Origin of the sequence: Micromonospora sp. CPCC 205554, from assembly GCF_036902745.1 — a bacterium.
GTDB classification, from domain to species: Bacteria; Actinomycetota; Actinomycetes; order Mycobacteriales; family Micromonosporaceae; genus Micromonospora; species Micromonospora tulbaghiae.
The window spans coordinates 188965-202950 of record NZ_JBAKHP010000006.1; the positions used below are offsets into that span (position 1 = coordinate 188965).

Below are 13986 nucleotides of genomic sequence, written 5' to 3' on the forward strand. Positions count from 1 at the left end.
ACAGGGAGGCTGTCGTGCAGGCACGTCGCAAGGTGTACGTGGAAGGGTCACGCCCGGACGTCCGGGTGCCGTTCGCCGAGGTGACGCTGACCGGGGACAACCCTCCGGTACGGCTCTACGACACCTCCGGTCCCGGCTCCGACCCGGAGGTGGGGCTGCCCGCGCTGCGCGGGCCGTGGATCGCCGAGCGCGGCGACGTCGCCCCGGTACGCGGCGCCGGCACGCCGCTGGCGGGCGTGGACGGGAAGCGGCCGACGCAGCTCGCGTACGCCCGGGCCGGGATCGTCACGCCGGAGATGGAGTTCGTGGCGATCCGGGAGTCGGTGTCGCCGGAGTTCGTCCGGGACGAGATCGCGGCCGGGCGGGCGGTGCTGCCGCTGAACGTCAACCACCCGGAGTGCGAGCCGGCCGTCATCGGCAAGGCGTTCCTGGTGAAGGTCAACGCCAACATCGGCACCTCGGCGGTCACCTCGTCGGTGGCCGAGGAGGTGGAGAAGCTGACCTGGGCGACCCGGTGGGGCGCGGACACCGTGATGGACCTGTCCACCGGCAAGCGCATCCACGAGACCCGCGAGGCGATCGTGCGCAACGCGCCGGTGCCGATCGGCACGGTGCCGATCTACCAGGCACTGGAGAAGGTCGGCGGCGACCCGGTGAAGTTGAGCTGGGAGGTGTTCCGCGAGACGGTCGTCGAGCAGGCGGAGCAGGGCGTCGACTACATGACCGTGCACGCCGGGGTGCTGCTGCCCTACGTGCCGCTCGCCGTCGACCGGGTGACGGGCATCGTGTCCCGGGGCGGCTCGATCATGGCGGCCTGGTGCCTGGCGCACCACGAGGAGAACTTCCTCTACACGAACTTTCGGGAGCTGTGTTCGCTGCTCGCGAAGTACGACGTCACGTTCTCCCTCGGCGACGGCCTGCGCCCCGGCTCCATCGCGGACGCCAACGACGAGGCGCAGTTCGCCGAGCTGCGCACGCTCGGTGAGCTGACGAAGGTCGCCTGGGAGTACGACGTGCAGGTGATGATCGAGGGCCCCGGGCACGTGCCGATGCACAAGATCAAGGAGAACGTGGACCTCCAGCAGGAGTGGTGCCACGAGGCGCCGTTCTACACGCTCGGTCCGCTGACCACCGACGTCGCGCCCGCGTACGACCACATCACCTCCGCGATCGGCGCGGCGATGATCGGCATGTTCGGCACCGCGATGCTCTGCTACGTCACGCCGAAGGAGCACCTCGGGCTGCCCGACCGCGACGACGTGAAGGCGGGCGTGATCGCGTACAAGATCGCCGCGCACGCGGCCGACCTGGCCAAGGGGCACCCCGGCGCGCAGGCGTGGGACGACGCGCTGTCCAAGGCCCGGTTCGAGTTCCGCTGGGAGGACCAGTTCAACCTGGCGCTCGACCCGGAGACCGCGCGGGCGTACCACGACGCGACGCTGCCCGCCGAGCCGGCGAAGACCGCGCACTTCTGCTCGATGTGCGGGCCGAAGTTCTGCTCCATGAAGATCACGCAGGAACTGAAGGACTACGCGGCGCGGGGCATGCGCGGCAAGTCGGAGGAGTTCGTCGCCTCCGGGTCACGGGTCTACCTGCCGCTGGCGTGAGCGAGGCCGGGGCGGGCCGTGCGATCCGGTCCGCCCCGGTGCTCGTTCAGTCGCGGTGGTGCCGTCCGGTGTGCAGCGAGCGGGCGTCGTCGGCGTTGTCGTCCGAGGCGAGACCGGCGACCCAGTCGACGTACTCGTCGTCGGCAGCGGCACCGGGCTCGGCCGTACTGTCGGCCGGCTCCGGCTCGCCCTTGGCCCCCCGGTTGCGGCGGAACAGACCACGCAGCGGCTTCGACTTCCCGGCGGGCGCGTCGGTGTCGTCCGGTTCGGCGTGCCGCCCGCGCCCGGAGTCCGTCTCCGTCTCCGTCGGGCCGGCCTTCGGCGATGCCGGACCGGCCTCGGTGGGTACGGCCGTCTCCGGCTCCGGCCGGGCGACCGGCCCGCCGGTCCCTGCCTCCGGCCGGGGCCCGGCGGGACGGGCGTTGGTGGCGAGCGCGTCCCAGCCGGTGCTCGCGCCCGGCTCGGGCAGGCCCCGGTGCCGGGGGCGCGGTGCCGGCTCGGCCGGGACGGTCGCCTGCGCGCCGTCGCGGGGCGGAGCGTCAGGTTCGGTGGTGGCGCGTTGCGGGCGGCCCGCCGGGGTGATCGGCCACGCGGGGCGTACCTCGCCGGGCGCGCCGGTGACGTCCTCGAACATCGGGAACCGGGGCCGGGTCGACGGGACCGGCGCCGGGTCGTCGAAGAAGAAGCTGCGTCCGGTACGCCCGGGCGGTGCGCCGTCCCCGGTGGGGGAGTCGGCACGGGGAGCCGGGCTGCCGAGGGAAGCGGCAGGCGTGCCGGAGTCCGCGCGGGCCGGGTTCGTGGCCTGTGGGATCGGGGCGGTGTTCGTGGCGTCCGGGGCCGGTCGGGTCCGCCCGCTCGGCGTCGTCGGCGCAGTGCCGGTTTGGCCGTTCGGCGTCGTCGCCGCGGTATCGGCCGGGCCGGTGGCGCGTGGTCCGGCCTTCGGGGTGCGGGGGCGCCGGGAGCGGGTGGAGCGGCCCGTCGCGCCGGTGTCTCCGGCGGCTTCGGCCGGTGGCGCGGTGGGGGTCTCGTTGTCCGAGTCGGCCGGGACCGGTCCGGCGAGGGCGCCGCTGTCCGTACGCGGGCCGGGAACGGTGCCGCCGGTGGCCGGTGACGCGTCCTTCGAGGTGGCGTCCGGGGCGCGGGGTGCCGTGCCGTCGGCGGTCGACGTCGACCCGTCGGTCGTCCCGCTGGCCCGGACGGCGCGGGTACGGCGCGGCCGGGTCACCCGTGGCGTGGTCGCCGCCGCTTCCGGTGCGGCGTCGTCCGTCCCCGCTGCCGAGCCGGCATCCGAGGCGGTGGCGGAGACGGCCTCGCTGTCCGCCGGGATGCCGGTCGCCTGCCCGGACGCGGGGGTGATGGAGGCGTCGGAGGAGCGGTCGCCGGTGTCCGCGCGATCAGTGGTGGCTGTGCGGTCCGTGGCGACCGGCTCGCCGATGCTGTCCGTACGTGCCGTGCCGGGGACCGTGCCCCAACCCGGGTCGGGGCGGCTCGCGGCGAGGACGTCGATGGCCGAGGTCCGGCGCCCCGGGGGCAGCAGGCCCGGCATGGGCTGGCCGTGGCCCGTGTCGACGACGGCCGGACGGTCGCCCGCCGGCTGTCCCGTGCCGACGGCCGGCTGATCGGCGGTGGACGGTCCCGCGACGGCAGGCTGCACGGCGGCGGGAAGATGGGTACCGCCCGGTGCCGTCGTCGTTGCCGAACCGCCGGACTCCGGCCAGTTCCAGTGCGCCGGTGCGGCGGCGCCGCTGGTCACCGGAGGCGCGGGCGGTGCGGCCGGCACGCCCGGAGCGGACGAGTGGGGCAGCGGCGCGAGGATGTCGGTGGCCTCGACCGCGTCGGGGTCACCGGTGGCGGTGACCGGGCGGGGAAGCACAGTGGTGGCGGTCGAGCCGAGCGCACCGGCGAGCACGGCGATCAGCGCGCCGTAGTAGGGCGCGACCTGGTAGCGGTCGGTAGCCGAGCCGGGGCCGGCGGTCAGGTAGGCGAACGCGACGAGCACCGGGCCGGCCGCCCCGGCCGCGCCACCGACGAGCGGCGGCCATTCGGCCCGGCGGGCGAGTACGCCGACCGCCCCGCCGGCCAGCAGCGCGAGCACCGGCAGCAGCAGCATGGACAGGCGTTGCGCCGCCTCCGGATCGAGCCAGGAGGGTTCGAGGACGCCGAGCCGTACCGTGGCCAGCGGGCGGCTGGAGACGATCGTGGGCGCGACGGAGAGCAGCGCCAGCAGCCAGACGATCCCGGCGGTGATCGCCATGCCCCAGCCGAACGGCGGCTTGAGCAGGACGGCGATCGCGGCGCCCGCGCCGACCACCGCGCCGAGGGCGGCGCAGATGCCGGCGGCCCAGACCGGGTCGACGGATCCGCCCAGCTCGGCCGCACGGGCCGGTTGCATGCACAGCGGGGCGACCACCATCGCGCCGAGCGCGCTCACGCCGGCGATGGAGAGCAGTTCGGTGGTGCCGCCCTGATCGTCGTCGCGGCGGGCGAAGCGTTCGGTGAGGACGGCTCCGGCGACCGTGGCGACCGCGGCGAACCAGCCCACCCAGACGAGCTGGGCGGGCCACCGGTTGACCGAGACGTCCACGAACGCGCCGTCGAGGCGTACGACTCCGAAGCCGTACGCGATGCCCAACTGGCCGGCCCCGGCCAGTACGCTCACGCCGAGCGCCGTGAGCAGCAGCCTGCCCCACGTCCGAAAGGCCATGTCGGGCACGTTACGGCCCGGTGCCCCCGATCGCCACCTTGCCGCCGCGCGGCGCGGCGAACCTGCCGGTGCGGCTACTTCAGCTCGACCAGGCGCGCCAGGTAGGTGGTGTCGCCGACGTTGGTGAGCATGTGCACCGCGCCCGGGTCGCGGTAGACCACGCCGCCGGTCGGCTCGTCGGCGTCGATGGTGGTGCCGTCGATCGTCTGCACCACGTTCTTCGCGCCCTGGATCGCCACCACCAGGTACGGGTGGTGGTGGCGGTGCAGCGGCTGCCGCTCACCCGGCTCCAGCCGGATGTGCCAGACGCGTACGCGGTCGTTCTCGTACACGATCTCCTGGCCCACCGGGCCGAGTTCGAGGCCGGCGGAGAGTTCGGTCATCGCGGTCCGTCCAGTCGGGGGAGCACCTCGGCGGCGATGAGCTCCACGTGGTCGAGGTCGTCGAAGTCGATCAGGCGCAGGTGCACCCGGGTGGCCCCGATCGCGGCGAACTCACCGATCCGCTCGACGAGCTGGGCGGGGGAGCCGACCACCGGGTCCTCCGGCGGCAGCGCGCTCGTGACGTGCAGCGGCGCGGCCCGGCGCTGCGCCTCGGCGTCGGTGCGTCCGATCGCCACCACGATGCCGGCGGAGAGCGTCAGCGGCGCGCGGCCGGAGGCGTCCCGCCCGGCGCGGTCGCACGCCTCCCGCACCCGCTCGTACGCGGCGGCGGTCTCGGCCACGCTCTTGAACGGCATGTTGAACTCGTCGGCGTAGCGGGCGGCCAGGTCGGGGGTGCGCTTCGGTCCCCGGCCGCCGACGATCACCGGCGGGCCGGGCTGCTGCACCGGCTTGGGCAGCGCGGGCGCGTCGACCAGCCGGTAGTGCTCACCGGTGAAGCTGTACGTCTCGTCCGACGGGGTGCGCCACAGCCCGGTGACGATCTCCAGTTGCTCGGCGAGCCGGTCGAAGCGCTCGCTCACCCGCGGGAACGGGATGCCGTACGCGGTGTGCTCGCGCTCGTACCATCCGGCGCCGATGCCCAGCTCGACCCGGCCGCCGCTCATCCGGTCGACCTGGGCGACCATGACCGCCAGCGGTCCGGGGAGCCGGAACGTGGCGGACGTGACAAGCGTGCCGAGCCGGATCCGGGAGGTCTCCCGGGCCAGCGCGGCGAGCGTCAGCCAGGCGTCGGTGGGGCCGGGCAGCGCCGGCTCGTCCCCCATGGCCCGGTAGTGGTCGGCCCGGAAGAAGCCCTCGAAGCCGGTCTCCTCGACCAGCCGGGCGAACCGGAGCTGGTCGTCGTAGTCCGCACCGCGGTGCGGTTCGGTGAACACCGACACCCGCACGGTCACCGTCCTCCCACGGGTACGCCCGGTGCGTCCCGCTCCATCAGCAGTTCGTGCAGCTCGGCGCTGATCCGTGCGACGTCGGCCAGGTGTTCGTGGCGGCCCAGCGTGCGGGGCCGGGGGACGTTCACCTCGACCACCTCGCGGATGCGGCCGGGGCGCGGGCTGAGCACGACGACCCGGTCGGCGAGCAGCACCGCCTCGTCGATCGAGTGGGTGACGAAGACGATCGTCGCCTTCGTCTCCATGTGCACCCGCTGGAGTTCGCCGGAGAGTTCCTCACGGGTGAGCGCGTCGAGCGCGGAGAACGGCTCGTCCATGAGCATCACCCGGGGCGAGCCGATCAGCGACCGGCACAGCGACACGCGCTGCTGCATGCCGCCGGACAGCTCGTGCGGGAGGCGCTTCTCGAAGCCGCCCAGCCCGGCCATCTCCAGCAGCTTGCGGGCCCGGTCGCGGTGCTCGGCACGGCGCCAGCCGAAGATCTCCACCGGCAGCAGCACGTTGTCCAGCACCGAGCGCCAGGGCAGCAGCGCCGGCCGCTGGAACAGCATCGCCACGTCGCGGCGGGGCTTCGTGATCGGCGTACCGCCCACGGTGATCTCACCGCCGGTGACCGGCAGCAGGCCGGCGATCATGCGCAGCAGCGTGGACTTGCCGCAGCCGGACCGGCCGAGGACGGCGACGAACTCGCCTTCGGCGACGTCGAGGTCGATGCCGCGCAACGCCTCCACCCGTCCCGAACGGCCGTCGAAGGTGCGGGACACCCCGGACAGTCGGATCATCTCCCGCCGGCTCCCTTCCACGTCGTCCCCAATGTGAGCCGGGCTAGCGTAGCGGACGGTGCTTATAGCACTGTCCGGGGTGGACGTCAGTCCGCTTTCCGTCACGCAACTTCGTTTCCGTTCCGCAACCGGGACGGCGGCGGCAGGTCATCTGCCTTCTCGTACGCTGTTGCGCGCGAAGAGTCCCCTCACGACGGTCCAGTCGGCCGAACCCACCTGCCGACCCCGTCGGACCCACGACCCGACCGGCGAAGAAGTCCTGGTCGGAAAGGACATGGTGCACTGATGAGAAGGCTGACCCGTACGGTCGCCGCCGCGGCTCTGGCCACCGCCCTCGCCCTGGTGGGCGGCTGCAGCAGCGACTCGGAGAAGTCCGAGAGCGGCGGCGGCAACGGCGCGGCGCTGGAGAAGGTGACGTACCTCACCTCGTTCGGCAACTTCGGGCGTGACTCCTACGCCTGGGTGGCGAAGGACAAGGGCTTCTTCAAGGAGGCCGGTTTCGACGTCGACATCAAGCCCGGTCAGGGCACCGGCTCCGTGATCCAGACCATCACCGGCGGCCAGGCCGACTTCGGCCCGATCGACCTGACCGGTGGCATCCTCCAGCTCGGCAACGGCCAGGCGAAGGACTTCGTGGCGGTGGCCGCGATCCAGCAGCGCACCATGGCCGCGATCGTCACGGTCGAGGGCAAGAACATCGCCACCCCGAAGGACCTCGAGGGCAAGAAGCTCGCGGACACCCCGACGTCCGTCGTGCGCAACCTCTTCCCGACGTACGCGCGGCTCGCCGGCATCGACGGCAGCAAGGTGACCTGGGTCAACGGTGAGGCGCAGGGCCTCATCGGCATGCTCGGCTCGGGCTCGGTGGACGGCATCGGCCAGTTCGTCGTCGGCCAGCCGACGGTCAAGACGGTGACCAAGAAGGAGCCGGTCGTCCTGCCGTACAGCAACGTGATGCAGGACCTCTACGGCAACGCGCTGATCACGTCCTCGAAGATCGCCAAGGAGAAGCCGGAGATGGTGAAGAAGTTCACCGCCGCGCTGCTCAAGGGCCTGGAGTACTCGCTGGCCAACCCGGACGAGGCCGCCGAGATCCTGAAGAAGAACGTGCCGGCCGCCGTCCCGGCCGCGGCCTCCGCCGAGCTTCAGCTGATGGCCGCGTACGTCCGGTCGAGCAACTCCGGCACCGCGATCGGCACGCTGGACAGCGGCCGGGTGGCCAAGAGCATCGCGCTGCTCCAGGGCGCCGGTGCGCTCAAGCAGAACCTGACCCCGGACCAGATCATCGACTTCGACCTCGCGCCGAAGGCCTGACCGGCCCGCTCGGGCCAACGGGGGTGCGACCCGCCGGACACCCCGGTGGGTCGCACCCCCTTCGCGTGCGCCGGTCACCTCGGCCGGCGCAGAGAGGAGACACGTTGACACAGTCGACCGAGGCCCGGCCGGAGGCGCCGTCGCGCCCGGCGGTCCGGCGCGGGATCGCCGTACGCCCGGCGGCGGTCGGGTTGCCGGCGCTGGGACTGGTGATCGCGGTGGCGGCCTGGTGGCTGGTCACATCGGGCCTGAACCTGGTGCACCCGGCCGCGCTGCCCCCGCCGCAGGCGGTGGGGAAGTCCCTCACGAGCACCACCGAGGTGCTGTTGCCCGCGCTGGGCATCACCACCTGGATGACGCTGTTCGGTTTCCTGCTCTCGTCGGTGGCCGGGGTGCTGATCGGGATGGCGCTGGCCGCCTCCCGCCGGGTGGAGCGGATGTTCGCGCCGCTGCTGGTGGCGGTGAACGCGGTTCCCAAGATCGCGTTCGGACCGCTGCTCGTGGTGGCCGTGGGCTGGGGGCAGAAACCCATCCTGACCATGGTGTTCCTGCTCTGCTTCTTCCCGATCGTGCTCTCCACCGCGACCGGGCTGACCACCACCCCCGCGGATCTGGCGGAGCTGGGCCGGTCGCTCAACGCCTCGTGGTGGCAGTCGTTCCGCAAGGTGCGCTTCCCGGCGGCGCTGCCGCAGATCTTCGTCGGGCTCAAGGTGGCCATGCCGCTGGCCGCGATCGGCGCGGTGATCGGGGAGTTCTACTCCGACCGCCCGGGGCTGGGTTACCAGATCCTCCAGTACAACGGTGTCGGCGACACCGCGACGGCCTGGGCGGCGATCGTGCTGGTGGCGCTGATGAGCATCGTGCTCTACGCCGCGCTGAGCCTGGTGGAGCGCCTGGCGCTGCCCTGGGTCCGCGCCACCACCTCAGCCCGCTGAGAGCACCGACAAGAGAACCCGACGTCGACCGAGGACCCAGAAGGTAGACCTCAACCCACGGCTGGCGGCCGACCACGACAGGCGTGGCCCCACCGCAGCCGGCGCAGGGATCAAGCTTGACCGCCCGGAGCCGGTTGCGGTGGGGCCACGCCCCCCACGGCGACTACCCAGCGAGCCGCCAACGACCACCACGAGCCACCAGCGTCGTCAACGCCTGCGGCATCAACCCGGAGTGGTTGTCCGGCGTCATCCGGATCGGCCCGGACAGCCCGTCGAGCTGCGAGGTCTCCAGCACGTCGCGCAGCGCGTCCCGGTCGACCTTGCCCGGCTCGCCGCCCGCCCGCTGCTCGGCGTCGGCGATCAACTGGACCGCGTCCGCCGCGAACGAGGAGAAGCCGTTGTAGCCGCCGAACCGGGCGGTGTAGTCCTGGAACCACTGCCGCCGCGCGGCCTTGGCCGGGGTGGTGGCGATCACGTCGTCGATCACCATGGTCTGGGTGAAGATCAGCGTCGCCTCGTCCGTGGAGCGGGCCGACGGGCCCAGGAAGAGGTCACCGGCGGCCGTGGCGTCGAAGAACAGCGACCCGCGGAACTTGCTCTGCCGGGCTGTGGTGGCGGCGAGCATCGCCTGCTCCGGCGTGGTCCACAGGACCAGTGCCTGCGGCTTGCCGGCGATCAGCTCGTTGATCTGCGTGCCGACCTCGGTGTCGGTGACCCGCACCGACTCGTTGCCGATCAGCTTGACCGGGGTCTTGCTCAGTTCGCGGCGCAGGGCGGCGAGCCCTTCCTGGCCGTAACCCTCGGCGCTGTGCAGCAACGCCACCTTGCGGATGTTGCGCCGGTCCAGCTCGCCGGCGAGGGCGGCGGCGCTGTCGGTGGCGTTCGGGGCGAGCTTGAAGACATATCGGCGCTCGGCCACCGGCTCGGTGATGGCGCTCGACGACCCCAGTGCGATCGTCGGAATGCGCTTCTCGCCGATCGTGCGGGCCGCGCCGACGGCGCATTCGTTGCAACCGCCCATGATGACGGCGCTCACGCGCGAGTCACCGCTGAAATCATTGATGTTCCGCAAGGATTCCGCTGCGTCCGAGCGGTTGTCCTTGACCCGCAGATCGATCTTCCGGCCGCCCAGTGCGCCGGAGGCGTTCAACTGCTCGACCTTCAGTTGCAGAGCCCGTTGGTAGACCTTGCCGACCGGCGCCGAGGCGCCGGAGAGTTCCAGGTCGGCGGCGATCACGATCGGGCTGGTGTCCTGCGGTTCCCCGCCGATCCCGCAGCCGGTGAGCGTGGTGGCCAGCACGGCCGATGCGAGCGCCGCGATGCGCGCGGAGCGGATGGGGCTCAACTCAGTCCTCCAGGTGCGGCGCGGGCCGACGCCCGATCACCGCCGCTCGTCCGTCCTCAGTGGAGGAACGGGATTGGTTTGCCGTACGGTGTGCGCGAAGCCTGCAAAACCTTGCCAATGCCGGGGCCTGTGGTCAAGCCGGGCTGACGAGTGCTGTTTCGGGACAGCCATCCCACATGCTGGGGACACGGAACATTAACTGACAATTACTGCACAGATGCGCGTGACCACTCTGGAGTGACATCCCCTGATCAGGGGGTTGGAGAAAAGAAGGTATTAGGTGATCGGATCCCGGGATGCGTCGGCCGCGACCGTTTCCTGCCTCACTGCGGCTTCCCAAACAGGATCTCGTCTGATGAAATCGCGGCCGTGCCGCGCGTGGCGCTGGCCGCTGCACCAGGCACGGGTCAGCGGGTCGCGCGTGGAAGAAACGACGGAGGCGATGTCGTGAGCACCGGACCTACGACCCTGCCCGGGAGCCCCAACGCCGATCAGCGGAACCGGCGCCGGCGCCTGCCCAGGCTGCGTGACGCGCGGATCCGCTCCAAGCTCGCCCTCATCCTGGTCGTTCCCGTGGCAGCTGTCATCGCGCTGGCAACTATCCGACTCATCTCGGTCGGTCAGGGCGCCTACGAGGCGGACCGGGTCCGGTCGCTGAGCGCGGTGTCGGTCGACGTCTCGGCGCTCACCCAGGACCTGCACAAGGAGCGGATGGCGGCGGCGGTCTTCCTGGCCGACCCGAACCAGAAGCCGGACGCGTACAACCTGCGGGTGCGCCAGACCGACGAGCGCATCGCGGCGTACCAGGAGGAGCGGGGCAGGCTCGGCGAGGTGCCGGGCGCGATCAGCAACCAGCTCAAGGTGATCGACGCCCACCTGTCCACGTTGAACGGCACCCGCCAGGAGGTGCTGGACCGGTTGCAGATGCCGGTGGCCGAGGCGACCCTGCGCTACGGCATCGTGCTGGACGACCTGGTCGCGTACGGCGACACGCTGGCCCAGCAGCCGGGCGCGGAGAGCCTGGCCGACGCCCGCCGCGCTGTTGCCGCGTTCGCCCACGCGAAGGCCGAGGTGGCCGAGGAACAGGCGGTGGCCTTCACCGCCCTCGACGGCGGTCAGATCGACGAGGAGCAGTTCTCGTCCTTCGTGGCCACGCTCACCGGTCAGCAGGAGGCGCTGCTCACCTTCTCCCGGACCGCGACGCCGAGCCAGCGGGCACTGGTGGACCGCACCGTCTCCGGTGACGCCGTCCAGCTCGCCGACCGGGTCGCGGGCGACATCTCCCGCTCGATCGAGCGCCCCTCGCTGGTCACCCGCGACGAGGCGTCCGCCGCCATCGGCGCGGTCGACGACCTGATGCGGTGGGCCGAGATCCAGCTCCTGGACGAGATGCTGGCCGACGCCGACGAGGTACGCGCCGACGTGATCCGGCAGGCGATCGTGGAGAGCCTGCTCGTGCTGCTCACGCTCGCGATCGCGGTGACGCTCGCCGTGGTGCTCGCCCGCTCGCTCAACGACTCGCTGCGCCGGCTGCGCGAGGGCGCACTCGCGGTGGCCAACCACGACCTGCCGGACGCGGTGAGCCGGCTCCAGAACGTCAACGCCATCGGTGACGGCGGCGTGGACGAGATCGTCCAGCAGGTACGAGACCCGATCAAGCTGAGCAACCGCGACGAGGTCGGTCAGGTGGCGGTGGCCTTCAACGTGGTCCACCGGGAGGCGGTCCGGGTCGCGGCCGAGCAGGCCGCGCTGCGTACGAGCGTGTCGGCGATGTTCCTCAACCTGGCCCGCCGCTCGCAGAGCCTGGTCGACCGCATGATCGGCGAGCTGGACGCGATCGAGCGCTCCGAGGAGGACCCGAAGCGGCTGGCGCAGCTGTTCGAGCTGGACCACCTGGCCACCCGGATGCGCCGCAACGACGAGAACCTGCTGGTGCTCGCCGGCGCCGACTCGGCGGTGCCGCGTCGCGACGACGCGCTCCTGGTCGACGTGCTGCGCGCCGCGCAGTCCGAGGTCGAGCTCTACAACCGGATCGAGTTCGGCACCGTCGACACCGACATCTCGGTCGCCGCGCACGCCGTCAACGACGTCGTCCGGCTGGTCGCCGAGCTGCTCGACAACGCCACCCGGTTCTCGCCGCCGAACACCACCGTGGTGGCCGACGGCCGCCGGATCCGCGACTACGTGCTGATCCAGGTCGAGGACCGGGGTCTGGGCCTCAGCGACGACCAGCTCGACTCGCTCAACCGGCGCCTGGCCGCGCCGCCGACCGTCGACGTAGCCGCGTTCCGGCTGATGGGTCTGGCCGTGGTGAGCCGGCTCGCCTCCCGCTACGGGATCCGCGTCGAGCTGCGCCGCAACGTCGAGGGCGGCACCGTCGCCCAGGTCACGCTGCCGAACTCGACTGTGGTGCTGCCGGCCAACCGGGGCCAGGCCCCGCTGACCCGGCCGCGTCAGCCGCTCGCCGTCGAACAGTCGCCGCTCAGCCAGGCCGGCGCCCCCGACGCGCTGGCCGGTGCCGGGCGGGGCGCGGCCACCGCGACGCTCGCCGACGGGTGGCGTGGGGCGACCACCGCCCCGCCGGCCAGGTGGCAGACGCCCGGCGAGACGCGCGACACCACTCCCGCCGTACAGCTGGGTGGGGCGACCGGCGCGCTGCCGACGGTGGCGGCGCCCGCCCCGGTGGCCGCGGCGCCCGCGACCGCGCCGGCTCCGGTCTCCGGCGCGGGCTGGTCGGCCGGGGGACCGACGGTGGCGTACCCGGCGCTCGACCCGCTGCCCAAGCGGACGCCGGGTGTCGAGACCGCGCAACCCGCGACCCAGGCCGCACCTCCGGCCTACCAGCCGCTCGCCGCGGCGCCGGCGGTGGAGAGCACCCCGGCGACGCCCGTGGTGGCCCGGCCCGAGCAGCGGGCCGAGGCGCCGATATTCCGGGAGATGGAGGCGGTCTGGTTCCGTTCGCACGGAGAGGACGAGACCACCATCTTCACCCGTCCCACGTTCGACGAGCCGCCCGCGCCGGCGCAGCCGGCCGTGGCGCCCCCCGCGGCGTCGGCTCGTCCGAAGCTGCCCACCCGCACCCCCGGGGCCCAGGCGTCGGGGCTGACCACGTCGACCACGCCGCCCGCGTACAGCCCGCCGGAGGTTCCGTCCACGCCGCCGGCGGCCGCGACGCCGCCCCCGGCGCCACCCGCCGCCGAGCCCGCGCCCGCGCCGCCGATCGACCCGGAGGCCTGGCGTACGGCGGCCGACGAGGGCTGGTCGCGGGCCAGCCGTGCCGCGGAGCCCACCACCGGCGGCACCACCCGCTCCGGCCTGCCCAAGCGGGTGCCGCAGGCCCAGCTCGTGCCCGGCGGGATCGAGCCGAAGAGCGGCCGGGACCGCAGCCGGCGCACGCCGGACGAGGTACGCGGCCTGCTCTCCGCCTACCACCGTGGCGTCCAGCGGGGCCGTACGGCCGGCGCCGACCTGAACAGCACCTCGACCAAGGAGACGAACCGATGAACAGGCCGGCGGCCATGCAGGACATGGGGTGGCTTCTCACCAACTTCGCCGACAGCGTCGCGGGCATCGCGCACGTGGTGGCGGTGTCCGCGGACGGGCTGCTGCTCGCCTCCTCCCGGGACCTGCCCGGCGACCGGGCCGACCAGCTCGCCGCGATCACCTCCGGAGTGGTGAGCCTGACCGAGGGCGCGGCGCGGATGTTCAGCGCCGGCGGGGTGTTGCAGACCGTCATCGAGATGGACAGCGGCTACCTGTTCCTGATGTCCATCAGCGACGGTTCGTCGATGGCCGTGCTCGCGGCGCGCAGCTGTGACGTCGGCCAGGTGGGTTACGAGATGGCGCTGCTGGTGGAGCGGGTCGGCCAGGCACTGGTCCCGCTGCCGAGAGACGCGGTCCGGTCCTGATCGGGCCGGCGAGCTGATGACCGGAGCCGGCGCGGCTCCGAACGAGGGGAGGTGATCG

10 protein-coding genes are annotated in these 13986 nt (G+C 72.8%); 5 read left to right on the forward strand and 5 right to left on the reverse strand.

Annotation, left to right across the window (positions count from 1 at the left end; genetic code table 11):
- The first annotated feature begins 14 nt into the window (after positions 1 to 14).
- Positions 15 to 1607, forward strand: a complete 1593-nt coding sequence (thiC, locus tag V6U82_RS11285) for a phosphomethylpyrimidine synthase ThiC (protein ID WP_334460917.1) — start codon at positions 15 to 17, stop codon at positions 1605 to 1607.
- Positions 1608 to 1653: 46 nt separating this feature from the next.
- On the opposite strand, the gene V6U82_RS11290 is transcribed toward thiC, so the two are convergent.
- From V6U82_RS11290 to V6U82_RS11305, 4 genes are all read right to left on the reverse strand, one after another.
- Positions 1654 to 4311 carry a hypothetical protein gene (locus V6U82_RS11290; protein ID WP_334460861.1) on the reverse strand — a complete coding sequence of 886 codons (2658 nt, stop codon included), beginning with the start codon at positions 4309 to 4311 and terminating at the stop codon, positions 1654 to 1656.
- Between the two features lie 74 nt (positions 4312 to 4385).
- Entirely contained in the window at positions 4386 to 4694 is a 309-nt protein-coding gene (locus tag V6U82_RS11295) for a cupin (protein ID WP_334460862.1), read from the reverse strand.
- Positions 4691 to 5641, reverse strand: coding sequence for an LLM class F420-dependent oxidoreductase (locus V6U82_RS11300; RefSeq protein ID WP_334460918.1), 951 nt, complete (start codon positions 5639 to 5641; stop codon positions 4691 to 4693). Before V6U82_RS11300 ends, V6U82_RS11295 begins: the two co-directional genes overlap by 4 nt.
- A gap of 2 nt (positions 5642 to 5643) precedes the next feature.
- Positions 5644 to 6426, reverse strand: coding sequence for an ABC transporter ATP-binding protein (locus tag V6U82_RS11305; protein ID WP_334460863.1), 783 nt, complete (start codon positions 6424 to 6426; stop codon positions 5644 to 5646).
- A gap of 285 nt (positions 6427 to 6711) precedes the next feature.
- Between V6U82_RS11305 and V6U82_RS11310 the strand changes: the two genes are divergently transcribed.
- On the forward strand, positions 6712 to 7740 hold the full coding sequence (locus V6U82_RS11310; protein ID WP_128137576.1) for an ABC transporter substrate-binding protein: 1029 nt from the start codon (positions 6712 to 6714) through the stop codon (positions 7738 to 7740).
- Between the two features lie 104 nt (positions 7741 to 7844).
- A complete protein-coding gene (locus V6U82_RS11315) occupies positions 7845 to 8675 on the forward strand; it encodes an ABC transporter permease (RefSeq protein ID WP_442933433.1) in 831 nt (276 codons plus the stop codon).
- A 163-nt stretch (positions 8676 to 8838) separates the two neighbouring features.
- Here the strand turns inward: V6U82_RS11315 and V6U82_RS11320 are convergent, their stop codons facing one another.
- Positions 8839 to 10020, reverse strand: a complete 1182-nt coding sequence (locus V6U82_RS11320) for an ABC transporter substrate-binding protein (protein ID WP_128137574.1) — start codon at positions 10018 to 10020, stop codon at positions 8839 to 8841.
- Between the two features lie 447 nt (positions 10021 to 10467).
- Between V6U82_RS11320 and V6U82_RS11325 the strand changes: the two genes are divergently transcribed.
- On the forward strand, positions 10468 to 13524 hold the full coding sequence (locus V6U82_RS11325; protein WP_334460864.1) for a sensor histidine kinase: 3057 nt from the start codon (positions 10468 to 10470) through the stop codon (positions 13522 to 13524).
- Positions 13521 to 13928 carry a roadblock/LC7 domain-containing protein gene (locus V6U82_RS11330; protein ID WP_013288588.1) on the forward strand — a complete coding sequence of 136 codons (408 nt, stop codon included), beginning with the start codon at positions 13521 to 13523 and terminating at the stop codon, positions 13926 to 13928. The genes V6U82_RS11325 and V6U82_RS11330 overlap by 4 nt, the downstream gene beginning before the upstream one ends.
- Positions 13929 to 13986 lie beyond the last annotated feature (58 nt).